Annotated in this window: 14 protein-coding genes; 8 read left to right on the plus strand and 6 right to left on the minus strand. The window is 70.0% G+C overall.

Translation table 11 applies throughout. From position 1 onward, the window contains the following. The first annotated feature begins 4 nt into the window (after nt 1-4). The 5 genes from EDD92_RS32950 to EDD92_RS32970 all read left to right on the plus strand — a co-directional run bounded on the left by EDD92_RS32950 (nt 5) and on the right by EDD92_RS32970 (nt 4,599). Nucleotides 5-943: an ABC transporter ATP-binding protein gene (locus EDD92_RS32950; protein WP_123967690.1), complete on the plus strand. Its 939-nt coding sequence runs from the start codon at nt 5-7 to the stop codon at nt 941-943. Next, nucleotides 940-2,481 (plus strand): ABC transporter permease subunit, encoded by a 1,542-nt coding sequence (locus tag EDD92_RS50070; protein ID WP_185124203.1) that lies wholly within the window; start codon nt 940-942, stop codon nt 2,479-2,481. Before EDD92_RS32950 ends, EDD92_RS50070 begins: the two co-directional genes overlap by 4 nt. Next, the gene (locus EDD92_RS32960) at nt 2,478-3,218 is read left to right on the plus strand and encodes an ABC transporter permease (RefSeq protein ID WP_123967691.1); all 741 of its coding nucleotides are present in this window, start codon (nt 2,478-2,480) and stop codon (nt 3,216-3,218) included. Before EDD92_RS50070 ends, EDD92_RS32960 begins: the two co-directional genes overlap by 4 nt. 66 nt (nt 3,219-3,284) lie before the next feature. Further along, nucleotides 3,285-3,977, plus strand: a complete 693-nt coding sequence (locus EDD92_RS32965; protein ID WP_185124204.1) for a DUF899 family protein — start codon at nt 3,285-3,287, stop codon at nt 3,975-3,977. 37 nt (nt 3,978-4,014) lie between these two features. Next, nucleotides 4,015-4,599: a YdeI family protein gene (locus EDD92_RS32970; RefSeq protein ID WP_123967692.1), complete on the plus strand. Its 585-nt coding sequence runs from the start codon at nt 4,015-4,017 to the stop codon at nt 4,597-4,599. Here EDD92_RS32970 and EDD92_RS32975 read toward each other — a convergent pair. Together EDD92_RS32975 and EDD92_RS32980 are read right to left on the minus strand one after the other, a co-directional pair. After that, the gene (locus EDD92_RS32975) at nt 4,568-5,206 is read right to left on the minus strand and encodes a hypothetical protein (protein WP_123967693.1); all 639 of its coding nucleotides are present in this window, start codon (nt 5,204-5,206) and stop codon (nt 4,568-4,570) included. The two genes, EDD92_RS32970 and EDD92_RS32975, sit on opposite strands and share 32 nt — an antisense overlap. 123 nt (nt 5,207-5,329) lie before the next feature. Continuing rightward, the gene (locus EDD92_RS32980; RefSeq protein WP_123967694.1) at nt 5,330-5,884 is read right to left on the minus strand and encodes a YceI family protein; all 555 of its coding nucleotides are present in this window, start codon (nt 5,882-5,884) and stop codon (nt 5,330-5,332) included. 158 nt (nt 5,885-6,042) lie between these two features. Between EDD92_RS32980 and EDD92_RS32985 the strand changes: the two genes are divergently transcribed. The 3 genes from EDD92_RS32985 to EDD92_RS32995 all read left to right on the plus strand — a co-directional run bounded on the left by EDD92_RS32985 (nt 6,043) and on the right by EDD92_RS32995 (nt 10,336). Then, nucleotides 6,043-8,346 carry a polysaccharide lyase 8 family protein gene (locus EDD92_RS32985; protein ID WP_123967695.1) on the plus strand — a complete coding sequence of 768 codons (2,304 nt, stop codon included), beginning with the start codon at nt 6,043-6,045 and terminating at the stop codon, nt 8,344-8,346. A 154-nt stretch (nt 8,347-8,500) separates the two neighbouring features. Next, nucleotides 8,501-10,084 (plus strand): acyl-CoA carboxylase subunit beta, encoded by a 1,584-nt coding sequence (locus EDD92_RS32990; protein ID WP_115905692.1) that lies wholly within the window; start codon nt 8,501-8,503, stop codon nt 10,082-10,084. A 57-nt stretch (nt 10,085-10,141) separates the two neighbouring features. Beyond that, nucleotides 10,142-10,336 (plus strand): acyl-CoA carboxylase subunit epsilon, encoded by a 195-nt coding sequence (locus EDD92_RS32995; protein ID WP_123967696.1) that lies wholly within the window; start codon nt 10,142-10,144, stop codon nt 10,334-10,336. 175 nt (nt 10,337-10,511) lie between these two features. On the opposite strand, the gene EDD92_RS33000 is transcribed toward EDD92_RS32995, so the two are convergent. The 4 genes from EDD92_RS33000 to EDD92_RS33015 all read right to left on the minus strand — a co-directional run bounded on the left by EDD92_RS33000 (nt 10,512) and on the right by EDD92_RS33015 (nt 15,510). Continuing rightward, nucleotides 10,512-11,093 carry an ATP/GTP-binding protein gene (locus EDD92_RS33000; protein WP_026248371.1) on the minus strand — a complete coding sequence of 194 codons (582 nt, stop codon included), beginning with the start codon at nt 11,091-11,093 and terminating at the stop codon, nt 10,512-10,514. Further along, the gene (locus tag EDD92_RS33005; RefSeq protein WP_030942992.1) at nt 11,074-11,667 is read right to left on the minus strand and encodes a DUF742 domain-containing protein; all 594 of its coding nucleotides are present in this window, start codon (nt 11,665-11,667) and stop codon (nt 11,074-11,076) included. The genes EDD92_RS33000 and EDD92_RS33005 overlap by 20 nt, the downstream gene beginning before the upstream one ends. A gap of 98 nt (nt 11,668-11,765) precedes the next feature. Beyond that, nucleotides 11,766-12,179 carry a roadblock/LC7 domain-containing protein gene (locus EDD92_RS33010; protein WP_004983065.1) on the minus strand — a complete coding sequence of 138 codons (414 nt, stop codon included), beginning with the start codon at nt 12,177-12,179 and terminating at the stop codon, nt 11,766-11,768. 10 nt (nt 12,180-12,189) lie between these two features. Continuing rightward, nucleotides 12,190-15,510 (minus strand): nitrate- and nitrite sensing domain-containing protein, encoded by a 3,321-nt coding sequence (locus tag EDD92_RS33015; protein ID WP_185124205.1) that lies wholly within the window; start codon nt 15,508-15,510, stop codon nt 12,190-12,192. Nucleotides 15,511-15,792: the final 282 nt, after the last annotated feature.

Here is a 15,792-nt window from a genome sequence, read left to right on the forward strand (position 1 = left end):
CTCCATGAGCGACGCAACCATCGAAGTCCTCGGCCTGCGCAAGCGGTTCGGCCGGACCCTCGCGGTCGACGGCCTCTCGTTCAGGGTCGAGTCCGGCACGGTCACCGGCTTCGTCGGTCCCAACGGCGCGGGCAAGTCCACCACCATGCGGGCCCTCCTCGGCCTGGACGCCCCCGACGAGGGTCAGGCACTGGTCGGCGGCCGCCCCTACCACGCCCTGCGTACCCCGCTGCTGGAAGTCGGCGCCCTCCTGGACGCCGCCGCCCTGCACCCCGCCCGCCGCGGCCGCGACCACCTCCGCTGGCTGGCCCACTCCCACGGCCTGCCCACCCACCGCGTGGACGAGGTCCTCGAACAGGTCGGCATGGAAACCGCCGCGCGCCGCAGGGCCGGCGGCTACTCCCTCGGTATGCGCCAGCGCCTCGGAATAGCGGCCGCCCTCCTCGGCGACCCCCCGGTCCTGCTCCTCGACGAGCCCGTCAACGGCCTCGACCCCGAAGGCATCCAGTGGATCCGCGGCCTGCTGCGCCAGCTCGCCGCCGAGGGCCGCGCCATCCTCGTATCCAGCCACCTGATGAGCGAACTCGAGGACACCGCCGACCACCTGGTGGTCATCGGCAGGGGCCGCCTCATCGCCGACACGGCCGTCGCCGACCTCCTCGCCGCCGCCTCCGGCGACCGCGTCCGGCTGCGCACCGACGCCCGTACGGAGGCGATGGAACTCCTCGCCCGTGAGGGCGCCACCGTCGCCGTCCTGGACCGCGACACCCTCACCGTCAACGGCCTGCCCGCCCGCCGGATCGTGGAGCTGCTGACCGCGGCCGACGTGCCCTTCACCGAAGTGGGCGCACACCGGGCGACCCTGGAGGAGGCGTACATGGAACTCACCAGGGACGCCGTCGAGTTCACGTCCGACGCGGACAGCGGCGAGGTGACCCGGTGACGACGACGCCGACCCGCAGCACCCCCTACCGCTCCCGGCTCCATCCTGCCCACGCCGGGTTCGGCCGCCTGCTTCTCGCCGAGTGGACCAAGTTCCGTACGGTCCGTGCCTGGACGCTCGTCCTGGGCATCGGCGCCGTGGTCACCGTCCTGGTCTGCCTGCTCGGCGCGAACGGCTCCAGCATCAGCGGCGGCGGCCACGACACCCTCGGCCCCGACGGCAGGGAGGTCGTCGACGTCTTCCACTACACCCACCGCCCGCTGACCGGCGACGGCACCGTCACGGTCCGCGTCACCGGCCTGAAGAGCGCCGACGGCAAGACCGTCGAGCCGTGGGCGAAGGCCGGGCTGCTGGTGAAGGAGAACCTCACCCCCGGCTCCGCGTACGCGGCCATCCTGGCCACCCCCGCCCACGGCGTCCGTATGCAGTGGAACTACACCCACGACACGGCGGGTTCGAGCACGAACGTCACCACCACGCCCCGCTGGCTCCGCCTGACCAGGACCGGCGACCACCTCACCGGCCACGAGTCGGCCGACGGACACACCTGGACGAAGATCAGGGACGTCCGGCTGCCCGGTCTCCCGCACACCGTCCAGGCCGGCCTGTTCGTGGGCACCCCCGCCCATGAGGACGTGCGGCGCGCCTTCGGCGGCACGAGCGAGACGTACGACGGCGGCCAGGCCACCGGCACCTTCGACCACCCCGCCCTCCGGGGCACCTCCGCCTCCGGGTCCTGGACCAGCACGGACATGGGCCCGGCCGCCCCCGACGGCCCGTTGGCCCAGAACGCCCCGCCCCCCGGCACCACCGCCGTCTCCGCGTCCGGCACCTACACCCTCACCGGCCACGGCGACATAGCACCCGCCCAGGGCGGCCCCGACACGGTCCAGATGAGCTTCCAGGGCGTCTTCTTCGCCGTCCTGTTCATGGTCGCCCTCGGCACCCTCTTCGTGACCGCCGAATACAAACGGGGCCTGATCCGTACGACGTTCACGGCGACCCCGGCCCGGCTGAAGGTCCTGGCGGCGAAGACGACGGTGATCACCGCCGTCACCTTCACCACCGGCCTGGTGGCCGTCGCCGTCGGCTTCGACCTCGCCCAGCACGCCCTGCGCACCAACGGCTTCAAGCCCCCGGAGTTCCCCGACGTCTCCCTCTTCCAGAACCCGGCACTGCGGGCGGTGGCCGGCAGCGCGGCCCTGCTCTCCCTGGTGGCGGTCCTGGCCCTGGCCGTGGGCGTGATCCTCCGCAACAGCGCCGGCACGATCGCGACGGTCGTCGTCCTCGTGATCCTCCCGCAGATCCTGTCCTTCGCCTTCCCGCTCCCGGCCGCGCAGTGGCTGCTGCGGGTGACGCCTGCGGCGGCGTTCGCGATCCAGCAGGGGGTCACGCACTACCCCCAGGTGAAGTACAACTGCCTTCCGGAGACCGGCTGTTACCCGCTGTCCCCCTGGAACGGCCTCGGCGTCCTGGCCGCCTACACGGCCGCCGCCCTCGTTCTTGCTGCCTGGAGCCTGCGCCGGAGGGACGCATGAGGTGGCTGCACGCGGAATGGACGAAACTCCGTACCCTGCCCAGCACTTGGTGGCTCCTGGCCGCGACGGTCGTCCTCACGGTGGCCGTCGGCGCGGCGGCGGCCTCCTCCCTCACCACCCAGGTCTGCCGGACCCCCGGAGCCTGTCACGAGGACACGGTGAAGCTGAGCCTGACGGGGATCTGGCTGGGCCAGTCGACCTGCCTGGTCCTCGGCGCCCTGTCGATGGGCGCGGAGTACGGCACGGGCACGATCCGTACGACACTCACGGCGATGCCGCTGCGCCTGCGCCTGCTGGCGGCGAAGGCGGCGGCACTGTCACTGCTGACGGCGGCGACCGGAGCGGTGGCGGCCCTGCTGTCCCTGTGGACGGCGAACCTGATCCTCCCGGTCGAGGGCCCCACCCTGCGGGCGACGACGGGCTCGGTACTCATCCTCACCCTCGTAGCACTGCTGGGCCTGGCCCTGACCACTCTCCTCAGGGACACGGCGGGAGGCATCACCCTGGGCCTGGGCCTCCTCTACATCGCCCCCCTGCTGTCAGACCTGCTCCACTCACCCACCTGGCAACACCGCCTCCAGCGCTGGACCCCCATGCCGGCGGCCCTCTCGATCCAGGCGACCCGCAACCTCGACCGCCTGCCGATCGGGCCGTGGCCGGGGCTGGGAGTGCTGGCGGCCTACGCGGCGATGTTGCTGGCGGCCGGGGGAGCGCTCCTCCGGAAACGGGACGCATGAGGAATCGATGGCGACGGCCCTACAGTGGAAGAACCGGCACGGGGGGCGCCACCCCAGGAGGACGCGATGTTGCGGCACACACGACTGGCCGGGGAAACCGCGGAGTACCTCGCCGCCCGCGAACAGCTGCGCCTGGCCGAGATCGAGCTCATGCGCCACCGGGAGAAGGTCGCGGCTCAGCGCCGCGCGCTCCCGCCGGGTCCGACCGTCGACGACTACACGTTCCTCGAGGGCCCCGCCGACCTCGACGCCGGCGACACTCCGGTGCGCGGGACCAGGCTGAGCGAGCTGTTCGCCGCCCCCGAACGCCCGCTGATCGTCTACCAGTTCATGTACGGCAAGAAGCAGACCGACCCCTGCCCGATGTGCACCCTGTGGATCGACGGCTTCAACGGCATCGCCCACCACGTCACCCGCAACGCCGATTTCGTCATCGCAGCCGCCGCAGACCCGCCCACCCTCCGGCGGCACGCCCGCAACCGCGGCTGGCACGGGCTGCGCCTGCTCAGCTGCGGCGACAGCACGTTCAAGTACGACACCGGCAGCGAGGACGAGGACGGTGAACAGGACTCCACCGTCTCGGTGTTCACCCGCGACGACGACGGCACGGTCCGCCACTTCTACTCCACCCACCCCCGCATGGCCACCGACATCAAGGAGCGGGGCATCGACCTGCTGGCCCCGGTCTGGCACCTCCTGGACCTCACCCCACGGGGCCGCGGCGACTGGTACCCCAGCATCGAGTACCCGCCCGAGTAGGCCAGGTTCCGGCCTACTTGCTCCCTACGGTGTCGTCATGACCGTCCCCGCCCCGCAAGAACCCCGGGCCTTCGCCTCCGCCGCCGACCTGGACGCCTGGCTCATCGCCCACCCCGTCCCCCACGTCGGCCTCTGGGTCAAGATCGCCAAGAAGGGCTCGGGGCTGGTCTCGGTCGACTGGGCCGAGGCCAATGACATCGCCCTCTGCCATGGCTGGATCACCGGTCAGCGCAAGGCGCTCGACGGCTCGTACTTCCTCCAGAAGATCACCCCGCGCAGACCGGGCAGTCTCTGGTCGATGGTCAACGTGCGCCGCGTCGCCGAGCTGACAGCCGACGGCCGGATGCATCCGGCGGGCCTCGCGGAGGTCGCCGCCGCGCAGGCGGACGGGCGGTGGGCGGCCGCGTACGAGCCGCAGAGCGAGGCCGCCGTCCCCGGGGACCTGGCGGCGGCCCTGAGCCGGAACTCCGAGGCCCGGGCGGCCTTCGACGCCCTCGGTCGTACGGATCGCTACCAGGTGATCTTCGCCCTGCTCACGGCCCGTACGCCCAGAGGGCGAGCAGTCAGACTGGCGGCCGCCCTGGAAAGGCTCAGTCGTCCAACGCCGCCTTCGCGAACCTGATCAGCCCGTCGAAGTCGATCGCCCCCGGATCACCGTGTTGGTTCTCGGGCACATGCGTATGACCACACACCCCGTTGAACGCGTTCCACTCGTGCCCGCTCATCCGCTGCCCGGCCCGGCTCCCGAACGACTTCGGGTACGGCGGCCACAGCTTCGGCCCGCTGAGCGGCACATCGTGCTCCTCGTGCATCCAGGCCAGGAACCGGGCGAGCTCGCGCAGCGCCCACTGCGGGGCCTCGGGCCAGTAGAGGTGCCCTTTGCCGGCGTCCCTCCACTTCTGGTGGGTGACGGGGTTGCAGGTGCCGACCAGTTCGGCCTGGCAGACGTTGAGTGTGTTCGTCTCGACGCCGCCCGGCAGGTTCACGAGGGCACGCGAGGAGACGTCGATGTCGAAGTGCTGGTACCAGGTCAGCTTCTGGGCCTTGAGGTCCGGTACCGCCGTGAGGTTCGGTGCCATGCGGCCGCCCTCGTAGTCGGGCAAGGTGCGGCCCTCGGTGGTGTGCAGGACGACGACGTTGACCTCCATGGCGTCGCCGGGCCAGCGGTGCTGGTACCAATGGGTGCGGTCGGCTCGCGGATAGTGCTGTGGTCCTGACTTCTTGGTCATGTGTCCCCCTGGGGCTGATGTTTCCATGGGCATGACCGAGCGCCCGCCCCTCTGATACAGCGGGACGGGCGCTCTCGGGTGCAGATGCCGTGAAGGCTCAGTCGTGCGGCTTCAGGCGCTGGATCAGGCGTTCTTGATCGCCGAGATGTCGAAGTTCAGCTTGATCTTGTCGGAGATCAGCACGCCGCCCGTCTCCAGCGCCGCGTTCCAGGTCAGGCCCCACTCGGAGCGCTTGATCTCCGCCTTGCCCTCGAAGCCGACGCGCTCGTTGCCGAAGGGGTCCTTCGCGGCGCCGTTGAACTCGAGGTCGATGGTGAGCGGCTTGGTGGTGCCGAGGATCGTCAGATCACCGGTGATGCGGTAGTCCTCACCGCCGAGCGCCTCCGCCGAGGTCGAGCGGAAGGTCATGGTCGGGAACTCGTCGATCTTGAAGAAGTCCGCGCTCTTCAGGTGACCGTCGCGGTCGGCGGACCCCGTGTCGATGCTGTCCATCTTGACGTCGATGGAGGCCGTCGACGCGGACGGGTCGCCGCCGTCCAGGTGCAGCGACCCGCTGAAGTCGAGGAACTTGCCCTTGACGTTGGTGACCATGGCGTGGCGGACGGTGAAGCCGATGGTGGAGTGGGCCGTGTCGATCGTGTAGTCGCCGGTCAGTGCGGTCAGGTCGGGGTTCGCCATGACAGTGCTCCCTGGGTGAGAATGTTGAACGTTGAACTACTCAACGGGAACGACCGTAGACCTATTCCCTTCGGGTTTCAACATCATCCGCAAAGTGTTGGCGTGGTTACGCTGAGGTGGTAGACGCCCATGGCATGACCACACACCGCAGGGGTTCCATGAGACCCACCCGCAGAGCCGTCTTACTCGCAGCGGCCCTCCTGGCCACGGCCGCACCCCCCGCCCGCGCCGCCGCCCCCGACCCCTACGACGCCCTCCGCCGCCGCTGGCTCGACCTCGCCCTCGGCACCGGCTACGACCCCACCGCGGAGCCGTACGCCTCCCGGCTCGCCGAAACCGGCGAACTTGCCCGCGCCGCCCAGGCCACCATGGCCCCCACCGCCACCTCCCTCTGGCCCGGCTACCCCTACGACCCGCCCTCCGGCATCACCCAGAGCTACGGCCGCCTGTGGACGATGACCCAGGCCTACGTCCAGCAGGGCACCGGCTCGACCGGCGACCCCGCCCTCCTCGCGGACGTCCTGCGCGGCCTCGACCACCTCTCCGCGACGGTCTACAACCCCTCCACCACCCGCTACGGCAACTGGTGGGAATGGCAGATCGGCAGCCCCCGTCTGCTGATGGACATCACCGCCGCCCTGTACGACGACCTCACCGACGCCCGGCGGGCAGCGGCCTGCGCCGCCGTGGACCACTTCATCCCCGACGCGATGCTCACCGACTACTCCGGCACCTCCACCGGCGCCAACCGCGTCGACCTGTGCCGCTCGGTCGCCCTGCGCGGCATCCTGGGCCGCGCGGACGCCAAGCTCGCCCTCGCCCGCGACGCCCTCTCCCCGGTCTTCCCGTACGTCACGAAGGGGGACGGGCTGTACGCGGACGGCTCGTTCGTCCAGCACACCTGGGTGGCGTACTCGGGGACGTACGGACAGGTCATGCTCGACGGCCTCGGCCGCCTCTTCACACTCCTCGCAGGATCCGACTGGGACATCACCGACCCGAACCGCCGGATCATCCTCGACAGCGTCGAGCACGCCTACGCACCCCTGATTCACGACGGGTTGGTGATGGACGCCGTCAACGGCCGTGCGATCAGCCGGGGTTATCTCAAGAGCGATGACCGCCAGGTCATGCGCAGCGACCACTTCCACGGGCAGGGGATCATCGCGGCCGTCGCCCTGCTGGCCGGCGGGGCGAGCGCGGCGGAACGCGAGCGCTGGCACTCGTACATCAAGGGCTGGATCGAACGGGACACCGTGACACCGATCCTGACGGCGCGTCAGTTCGACGTCGCAGACCTGGCCCGGCTGCACGCGGTCGCCGACGCGCCGGTCCCGGCCGCCCCCGAACCCCTCGGCCACCGTCTCCTCCCGGCCATGGACCGCGCCGTCCATCGCGGCCCGGACTTCACGGCGAGCATCGCCATGTGCAGCGACCGCATCACGTACTACGAGTGCGGCAACGGTGAGAACCCGCGCGGCTGGCACACGGGCGCCGGAATGCTCTACTGGTGGCCGAAGGGGCGGAGTGACCAGTACACGGACTGGTTCTGGCCGACCGTCGACTGGTACCGCCTCCCGGGCACCACCGTCTCCACCCTTCCGCTGGCCGACAGGGCGGGCGGCGAGTGGGGCGCACCCAAGCCGGACGTGCGCTGGGTCGGCGGCACGACGGACGGCGAGTACGCGGCCGTCGGCCAGCACCTCAAGGGCCTCGGCTCCACGCTCCAGGCCCGCAAGTCGTGGTTCTGCGTCGCGGACGCGGTGATCTGCCTGGGCGCGGGCATCACCTGCACCGACGGCGTCCCGGTCGAGACCGTCGTGGACAACCGCAACCTGGGGGAGAGCGGGACGCAGCAGTTCGTACGGGGGAGGGGCTGGGCCCATCTGGAGGGCCACGGCGGCTGGGTCGTCCCCCGTGGCGAGCTGCACACCCTCCGCGAGGACCGCACCGGCGCCTGGTCCGACATCAACACCACCAGCACCACCCAGCGGGCCACTCGCCGCTGGCAGACCCTCTGGCTCGACCACGGCACGGACCCGGCCGACGCCACCTACGTCTACGTCCTCATGCCCGGCGCCTCCCGCCGTGCCGTCACCTCCCGCGCCGCCGACCGCCACTGGCTGTCGCTCCTCGCCAACGACAGCACCTGCCAGGGAGTCCGCGTCCCCTCCCTCGGCCTGACGGCAGCCAACTTCTGGGGCCCCGGCACGGCGGGCCCGCTGACCGCCTCCGCGGCCGCGAGCGTCCTCGTACGCCACCACGCCCGCACCGCTACCCTCTGCGTGAGCGAGCCACCCCGAACGGGCGAGCCGTTCGAGATCACCTGGAACCACCCGGTACGCGGGGTGGTGCGGGCCGACGACACCGTCGAAGTCCTCTGCACCGGCCGCCGTACGACGCTCCGGATTACCCCAGGCGTGTCATGCGCGACTCATCGTTGTGAGCTGACTCTCACCTGACGGCTTTGTGCGACCCCTACAAGCCGGACGCCCTCTGAGCAGTCGGAAAGCCTGCATGCCGCCGGGGTTCTGTTCAGTGGCACCAGGAAAACGGGCCGGAGACTGTACGGAGTCGACGGCTCGCTTTCTTGGGTGGGCTTCGTAAGGTCACTACATGACCGTTTTGGATGAGGCGCCGGGTGAGCCGACGGACGCGCGCGGGCGAGTGGCCGAGCTGCACGAGATCCGTGCGCAGGCGCTGGCCGGCCCGAGCGAGAAGGCGACCGAGGCGCAGCACGCCAAGGGCAAGCTGACCGGCCGGGAGCGCATCGAGCTGCTCCTTGACCCGGGCTCCTTCCAGGAGGTCGAACAGCTGCGCCGGCACCGCGCGGTCGGCTTCGGCCTGGAGGCGAAGAAGCCGTACACGGACGGTGTGATCACCGGCTGGGGCACGGTGGAAGGCCGTACGGTCTTCGTGTACGCCCATGACTTCCGCATCTTCGGCGGCGCGCTGGGCGAGGCCCACGCCACCAAGATCCACAAGATCATGGACATGGCCATCGCGGCCGGTGCGCCCCTGGTGTCCCTCAACGACGGCGCGGGCGCCCGCATCCAGGAAGGCGTCTCGGCCCTGGCGGGCTACGGCGGCATCTTCCAGCGCAACACCAAGGCGTCCGGCGTCATCCCGCAGATCTCGGTGATGCTCGGCCCGTGCGCGGGCGGCGCGGCCTACAGTCCCGCCCTGACGGACTTCGTCTTCATGGTCCGCGAGACCTCGCAGATGTTCATCACCGGCCCGGACGTGGTCAAGGCGGTGACGGGCGAGGAGATCACCCAGAACGGCCTGGGCGGAGCGGACGTCCACGCGGAGACCAGCGGCGTCTGCCACTTCGCCTACGACGACGAGGAGACCTGCATCGCCGAGGTCCGCTACCTCCTCTCGCTGCTCCCGCAGAACAACCGGGAGAACCCGCCGCGGGTGGAGTCCACGGACGCGGCGGACCGCCGCAGCGACGTGCTGCTCGACCTGGTCCCGGCGGACGGCAACCGGCCGTACGACATGGCCAAGGTGATCGAGGAGATCGTCGACGACGGCGAGTACCTGGAGGTCCACGAGCGCTGGGCCCGCAACATCATCTGCGCGCTGGGCCGCCTGGACGGCCAGGTGGTGGGCATCGTCGCCAACCAGCCGCAGACCCTCGCCGGGGTCCTGGACATCGAGGCATCGGAAAAAGCTGCGCGCTTTGTCCAGATGTGTGACGCTTTTAACATCCCGATCGTCACCTTCCTGGACGTCCCGGGGTTCCTCCCCGGTGTCGACCAGGAGCACGGCGGAATCATCCGTCACGGCGCGAAGCTCCTCTACGCCTACTGCAACGCGACCGTGCCGAGGATTTCGCTGATCCTGCGCAAGGCGTACGGAGGTGCCTACATCGTCATGGACAGCCAGTCCATCGGTGCCGACCTCACCTATGCCTGGCCGACGAACGAGATCGCCGTGATGGGCGCCGAAGGGGCCGCCAACGTCATCTTCCGGCGACAGATCGCAGAGGCCGAGGACCCCGAGGCCATGCGGGCCCGCATGGTCAAGGAGTACAAGTCCGAGCTGATGCACCCGTACTACGCGGCCGAGCGCGGCTTGGTCGACGACGTCATCGACCCGACCGAAACCCGCGAGATCCTCATCCGCTCCCTGGCGATGCTGCAGACCAAGCACGCCGATCTGCCGTCCCGCAAGCACGGCAACCCCCCGCAGTAACCCAGCGGACCCTCCGCGACACCCTCGCGGAAACCTCTCTCACGGAGACTGAGACCTATGAACACCCCTGACATTCGTGTCGAGAAGGGCCACGCCGAGCCCGAGGAAGTCGCCGCCATCACGGCCGTCCTCCTGGCCCGCGCGGCAGCCGCCCCGTCGGAGGACGTCCAGACCCACCGAGGCCGCCCCAAGGCCGGCTGGCGCCGCCTGGAGCGCGAGCCCGGCTTCAGGGCCCCGCACAGCTGGCACTGAGCGCGTACGAAGCCGAAGGGCCCCCTCTCGCGAGAGAGGGGGCCCTTCGGCTTTCGGTCTTCAGGGGCGCGGGGCTGTATCGATTTGCGGCTCCGCCGCGTGGGCGCGACAAGCCACTGGGCTGCCGCAGACGGCATCAAACCGTCCGAGGCAGCCCAGTAGCCGCAGAAACCACTTACCGCAGGCGAGCCATCAGAGCATGCTCCACGAGCGTGATCAGAGCAGACTTCGCATCGGCCCGATGCCGCGCATCCGTCGTGATGATCGGGGTGTCAGGCCCAATCTGCAGAGCTTCCCGGACCTCGTCCGGGTTGTACGGCTGGTTGCCGTCGAACCCGTTCAGGGCGATGACGAACGGCAGCCCCGAGTTCTCGAAGTAGTCGACCGCCGGGAAGCAGTCGGCGAGGCGCCTGGTGTCAACCAGGACGATCGCCCCGATCGCACCGCGCACCAGGTCGTCCCACATGAACCAGAAGCGGTCCTGACCGGGGGTGCCGAACAGGTACAGGATCAGGTCCTGGTCCAGGGTGATACGGCCGAAGTCCATGGCCACCGTGGTGGTGGTCTTGTCCCCGGTGTGGGTGAGGTCGTCGATGCCTGCCGAAGCAGACGTCATGACGGCCTCGGTACGCAGCGGGTTGATCTCCGAGACGGCCCCGACGAACGTGGTCTTGCCCACGCCGAAGCCACCCGCCACCACGATCTTCGCCGAGGTGGTGGAGCGGGAAGGACCGCCGCTAGAGCTTGCGAAGTCCACTGAGCACCCTTTCGAGCAGTGTCACGTCTGGCTGGCCGCCGGCGTTCTCGTCGCCGCCGGGCTGATGGATGGCGACCAGTCCCGCCTCCGCCAAGTCGGCGACGAGGATCCTGGCCACGCCGAGAGGGATCGTCAGGAGGGCGGAGATTTCCGCCACCGACTTGATCTCGCGGCAGAGGTTGCAGATCCGCTGATGCTCGGGCAGCTGGCCCTGCATCTGGTGCGGCTGCGCGGTGGTGTGCACCAGCGCCTCGATGGCGAGCTGGTAGCGCGGGCGGGTCCGGCCGCCGGTCATGGCGTACGGACGCACCAGGGGGTTGTTCGACGACCCTGCGGGCGCCGGCTCGGGAGCACGTCGCTGCGGCTGCACGGGCTGGATGCGCGGCGCCGGCGGCTGGTCGTACGGCGACGGACCGGGGCCCTGCGGACCCTGGGGCGCATACGGGTGCTGACGCCGCTGGCTCGGGGTGGAGGGGAAGTTGTAGCGGTTCGGGTTCTGGGAACCGCCGCCCTGGCCCTGGGCAGGGCCGTACGACCAGTTGCCCGAATTCGAACCGCCTGGGGGTGTTGCCACTCTCTTCTCCTCCTCCGACCGTGCCGGGCACCCAATCCCTGTGGAGCCGCGTCCCGAAACCTTACGGCCCCGGGACGCCAAAACGCACCGTCTGTCTGTCAGTTGAGCAGGCTGCCCTGGAGCTCCGCACGGAGATCCGGTGTCAGGACCGTACCGGCACGGTCGACCAGAAGAGCCATCTCGTACCCAATGAGACCGATGTCCGCCTCGGGGTGGGCCAGCACCGCGAGGGAGGAACCGTCGGAGATGGACATGATGAACAGGAATCCCCGCTCCATCTCCACAACCGTCTGGTTCACGCTGCCGCCCTCGAAGATGCGCGAGGCACCGGCGGTCAGCGAGGTCAGACCGGAGGCGACGGCCGCAAGCTGATCGGCGCGGTCGCGGGGAAAACCTTCGGACATCGCCAGAAGGAGTCCGTCGGCGGAGACCACCACGGTGTGGGACACCCCCGGGGTGTTGTCCACGAAGTTGGTGATCAACCAGTTCAGGTTCTGTGCCGCCTGGCTCATCGGGCTCACACTAACGCTCCTGGTTGTAGGTGCTGTCAGAACCGAAGCCCTGACCGTTCGTTTCACTGCCTGTGCCGGTGGCACTGCGTCCGCGCTGGACGCCTCGGCGCAGGTTGCTCAGCCTGCCCCGGACGTCCTCCGGGGCGCGGGAGACCTGTGGGCCGCCCTGGGGGGTGGTCTCGGCGGCTCCCTCGACCAGGTTGGCCTTGGGCACCCGCCGCGGCAGGCCGGAGGAGGTGACCCCGCCCGCCTTGGGCTTCCGGAGCTGTGCGGCCTGCTGCCAGCGGTCGTCGTTCGCCGAACGCCAGTCGCCGGTGCCATTGCCGTTGCTCTCCGGCTTGGGGGCCGGCGCCTCCTGGCTCACGTGCCGCGCGCCGTTCGAACCGCTCGTGCCGTTCGAACCGCTCGTGCCGTTCGCACCTCCCGCGAAGGATCCGCGGCGGGGCAGTCCGGCGTCGGTCAGCGCGTGGGCGGCGGAAGAGGCCGGTCCCGGACGGTCGAAGCCTACGCGGTCACTCTCGCTCACGTCAGCGGCCTGCGCAGATTCCGTTTCCGGAGCGTACTCGGACGAGTACCCGTTCTGGTAGCCGTCCTGCTGCGGCCAGTCGTCCTGCTGGCGCCGCTCCTGGAAGGCCGGGAAGGACTCCGGGGCGGAGGGACGGGCGGCCGGGGGCTCCTCGCGGACCGGTTCCGCATACGTGGGCTCGGGGTAGCCGCCGTTCGACGAGAACGTGTCGTTCTGCGGCAGCCCGCCGTTCGGCGCGTAGTACGGCTCGTCGTACGACGGGCGCGGAGCCGGCTCCTCATACGCGGGGCGCTGCTGCTCCTCGTACGGAGTCTGCTGCGGCTCGTCGTAGGCCGGGCGCGGGTCGTAGCCGCCGGGCTGCTGCTCGGGGAAGCCGCCGCGGCCGTTGTCGTAGGACGGCTGGTCGAACGCGTCGGCGTACCGGGTCTCGGACGACTCCTGACCCGGCTGGTCCTGCGCCTGGGCCTCCAGGGCCGCACGGCGCTCCTCGCGCATCAGTGAGCGGCCGACGGGGTCCAGCTCGCGTATGTCGTCCGGGATCTCGGAGTAGCGGCTGTCGTCGAAGCCGAGCTCCGCGGCCGTGCGCATCGGCAGGCCGTTGTTGAAGTCCTCACCCTGGTACGCCTGCTCCGGGATGATCTGCGAGACCGTGAACTCGTCGCGCGGCTGCTGCTCGCCGCCACCGCCGTGCGTGATCGCGTCGGGCAGCATGACCAGGGAGGTCGTACCGGCCTGCTCGCCGGAGGGGCGCAGCTGGACGCGGATGCCGTGCCGGTCGGACAGCCGGCCGACCACGAACAGGCCCATGCGCTGGGATATCGCGGCGTCGACGGTGGGCGGGTTCGCGAGCTTGTGGTTGATGTCCGCGAAGTCCTCGGCGGTCAGGCCGATGCCCTTGTCGTGGATCTCGATCATGATGCGGCCGTCGGGCAGCCGGGTCGCGGTGACGCGGACCTTGGTCTGCGGGGAGGAGAACGTGGTCGCGTTCTCCAGCAGCTCGGCCAGCAGGTGCACGAGGTCGGTGACCGCGCGGCCGTGGATCTCGGCCTCCGGGACGCCGGAGAGCTCGATGCGCTCGTACTGCTCCACCTCGGAGGAGGCGGCGCGCAGCACGTCGACCAGCGGGACCGGCTGGTCCCAGCGGCGGCCGGGCTCCTCGCCGGCGAGGACGAGGAGGTTCTCGCCGTTGCGGCGCATACGGGTCGCCAGGTGGTCCAGGCGGAAGAGGTTCTCCAGCTGGTCCGGGTCGGCCTCGTTGTTCTCCAGGTCGGTGATCAGGGTCAGCTGGCCCTCGATCAGCGACTGGTTGCGGCGCGAGAGGTTGGTGAAGATCGCGTTGATGTTGCCACGGAGCAGGGCCTGCTCGGCGGCGAGCCGGACCGCCTCGCGGTGGACCTGGTCGAAGGCGCGGGCGACTTCGCCGATCTCGTCGCGGGTGTTGATCGGGATGGGCTGGACGCGGGTGTCCACGCGGCCCGGGTCGGTGCGCGAGAGCTGGTCGACCAGCATCGGCAGACGCTGCTCGGCGATGCCGAAGGCGGCGTTGCGCAGCTGGCGCATCGAGCGGGACATCTGGCGGGCCACGGCACCGGCCAGGATGAACGCCAGGAGCAGGGCGACGACGACGGCGGCACCGGTGATGAGGGCGTCACGCTTGGCGTTGTCGGCGATGTCCGAGGCCTCGTTCACGGCCTTGTCGGCCATGTCCGACTGGATCTGCCGGTAGACGTCGGCCCGGAGGGTGGTGACCCCCCACCAGTTCTCCGCGGTGATGCCCTGCGTGGCGAGCGCGGCGCGGGCGCTGGTGTCGGTGGACTGCAGTGCCGAGAGGGCCGTGACCATGGCCGTCGGGTTGGACGGCGGCGGCACGTAGGTCTGGTTGTTGGCCGCTGCCTGCGCGGCGGCCTGCTTGGCCTGGGCCACGCCCTCGGCCTTGGCCTTCGCCTCGAGGTCGACGAGCTTCTGCGCGTCCGCCTCGGTGCCGCCCGCCTTGTACTCCTCGATGGCGATGCCTTCGAGGTAGGCGTAGGAGGAGAGGGCGACGCGCTGCTTGGCGAGGTCGTCCTTCTTGGGGCCGGGGGCGATCAGCAGGTGCATGCCGATCGACCGCTCCAGGGACAGGGCGGCCTGGGTGAGCGAGATGGCGTAGACGGTCCGGCCGTAGCTGGTGATGTTGCCCGTGCCCAGGCCCAGCTCGTTGGCGAACTCCATCAGGGGGTGGGCGACGGCGACGTAGCCCTCCTCGGTCTGTACTCCGTGGACCTTGGAGGAGTACGCGATCGCGCGCAGGGTGGCCAGCTGCGGCTCGGCCTGGCGGAACAGCTTGAGGCGGCGCAGCAGGCCGCTCTTCTGCGGCATGTTCTGCGCCGCCGCGTCGAAGCCGTCTGCCGCCTCGTCCGTGGCCTTGCGGGCCGCGGCGATGGTCGCCTTGTCCTTGGCGGTCGCGCTCTTGCCCTTGAGCAGCGGTGCCGCGGTGATGTCGCGCTCGTTGTTCACCGCGTTGGCATAGGTCAGGGAGGCCCGCACCAGCCGTGCGGTGTTCTCCGCGTCCTGCGCCTCCTGCCAGGTGTCGATCGAGCTCTTCACCTGGAAGCCGCCCATGACGAGCCCGACCGTCACGGGTATGAGCAGGATCGCGTTCAGCCGGGTCGGCACCCGCCAGTTGCGGGGGGAGAAACGGCCGCCGCTCGGAGCGGGTACGGCCGTCGGTTCCGAACCGGGCACAGGGGCGGGCGCCGCTCCGCGCGGCGGCGGGGTGAAGTTGCCCCGGGCCGACGGCTCGGGACCGTTCTTGCTTCGCCTCACTCGACCAACAACCTCTCGGCGGCGGGCACCAACGTTGTGCCGCAGTGTCTCAGAGCCCAGTACGCCACTGAGTACGCAGTACTACTGAGTACGTCTTTGACTATTGGGCAGTTCAGGCATTCCAGCACGACGACCTGCGCTCTTCCAAACAGTGGAAAGCGAGGATTCCGTGTGATGTAAGCCCTAGATAAATCGGTCATAAAGAGCGAGCCCCGTCAAAAGACGGGGCTGATGTGAGCGCAGCGAGACCGATTGGCAACGACGCGTGGCCGTGACACCCGA

Origin of the sequence: Streptomyces sp. TLI_185, assembly GCF_003814765.1 — a bacterium.
Lineage (GTDB): Bacteria > Actinomycetota > Actinomycetes > Streptomycetales > Streptomycetaceae > Streptomyces.

Bases quoted from the DNA above. Each gene is read 5' to 3' on its own strand.
- EDD92_RS32950 (WP_123967690.1), top strand. From the start codon at position 5: ATGAGCGACGCAACCATCGAAGTCCTCGGCCTGCGCAAGCGGTTCGGC.
- EDD92_RS32960 (WP_123967691.1), top strand. From the start codon at position 2,478: ATGAGGTGGCTGCACGCGGAATGGACGAAACTCCGTACCCTGCCCAGC.
- EDD92_RS32965 (WP_185124204.1), top strand. From the start codon at position 3,285: ATGTTGCGGCACACACGACTGGCCGGGGAAACCGCGGAGTACCTCGCC.
- EDD92_RS32970 (WP_123967692.1), top strand. From the start codon at position 4,015: ATGACCGTCCCCGCCCCGCAAGAACCCCGGGCCTTCGCCTCCGCCGCC.
- EDD92_RS32975 (WP_123967693.1), bottom strand. From the start codon at position 5,206: ATGACCAAGAAGTCAGGACCACAGCACTATCCGCGAGCCGACCGCACC.
- EDD92_RS32980 (WP_123967694.1), bottom strand. From the start codon at position 5,884: ATGGCGAACCCCGACCTGACCGCACTGACCGGCGACTACACGATCGAC.
- EDD92_RS32985 (WP_123967695.1), top strand. From the start codon at position 6,043: ATGAGACCCACCCGCAGAGCCGTCTTACTCGCAGCGGCCCTCCTGGCC.
- EDD92_RS32990 (WP_115905692.1), top strand. From the start codon at position 8,501: ATGACCGTTTTGGATGAGGCGCCGGGTGAGCCGACGGACGCGCGCGGG.
- EDD92_RS32995 (WP_123967696.1), top strand. From the start codon at position 10,142: ATGAACACCCCTGACATTCGTGTCGAGAAGGGCCACGCCGAGCCCGAG.
- EDD92_RS33010 (WP_004983065.1), bottom strand. From the start codon at position 12,179: ATGAGCCAGGCGGCACAGAACCTGAACTGGTTGATCACCAACTTCGTG.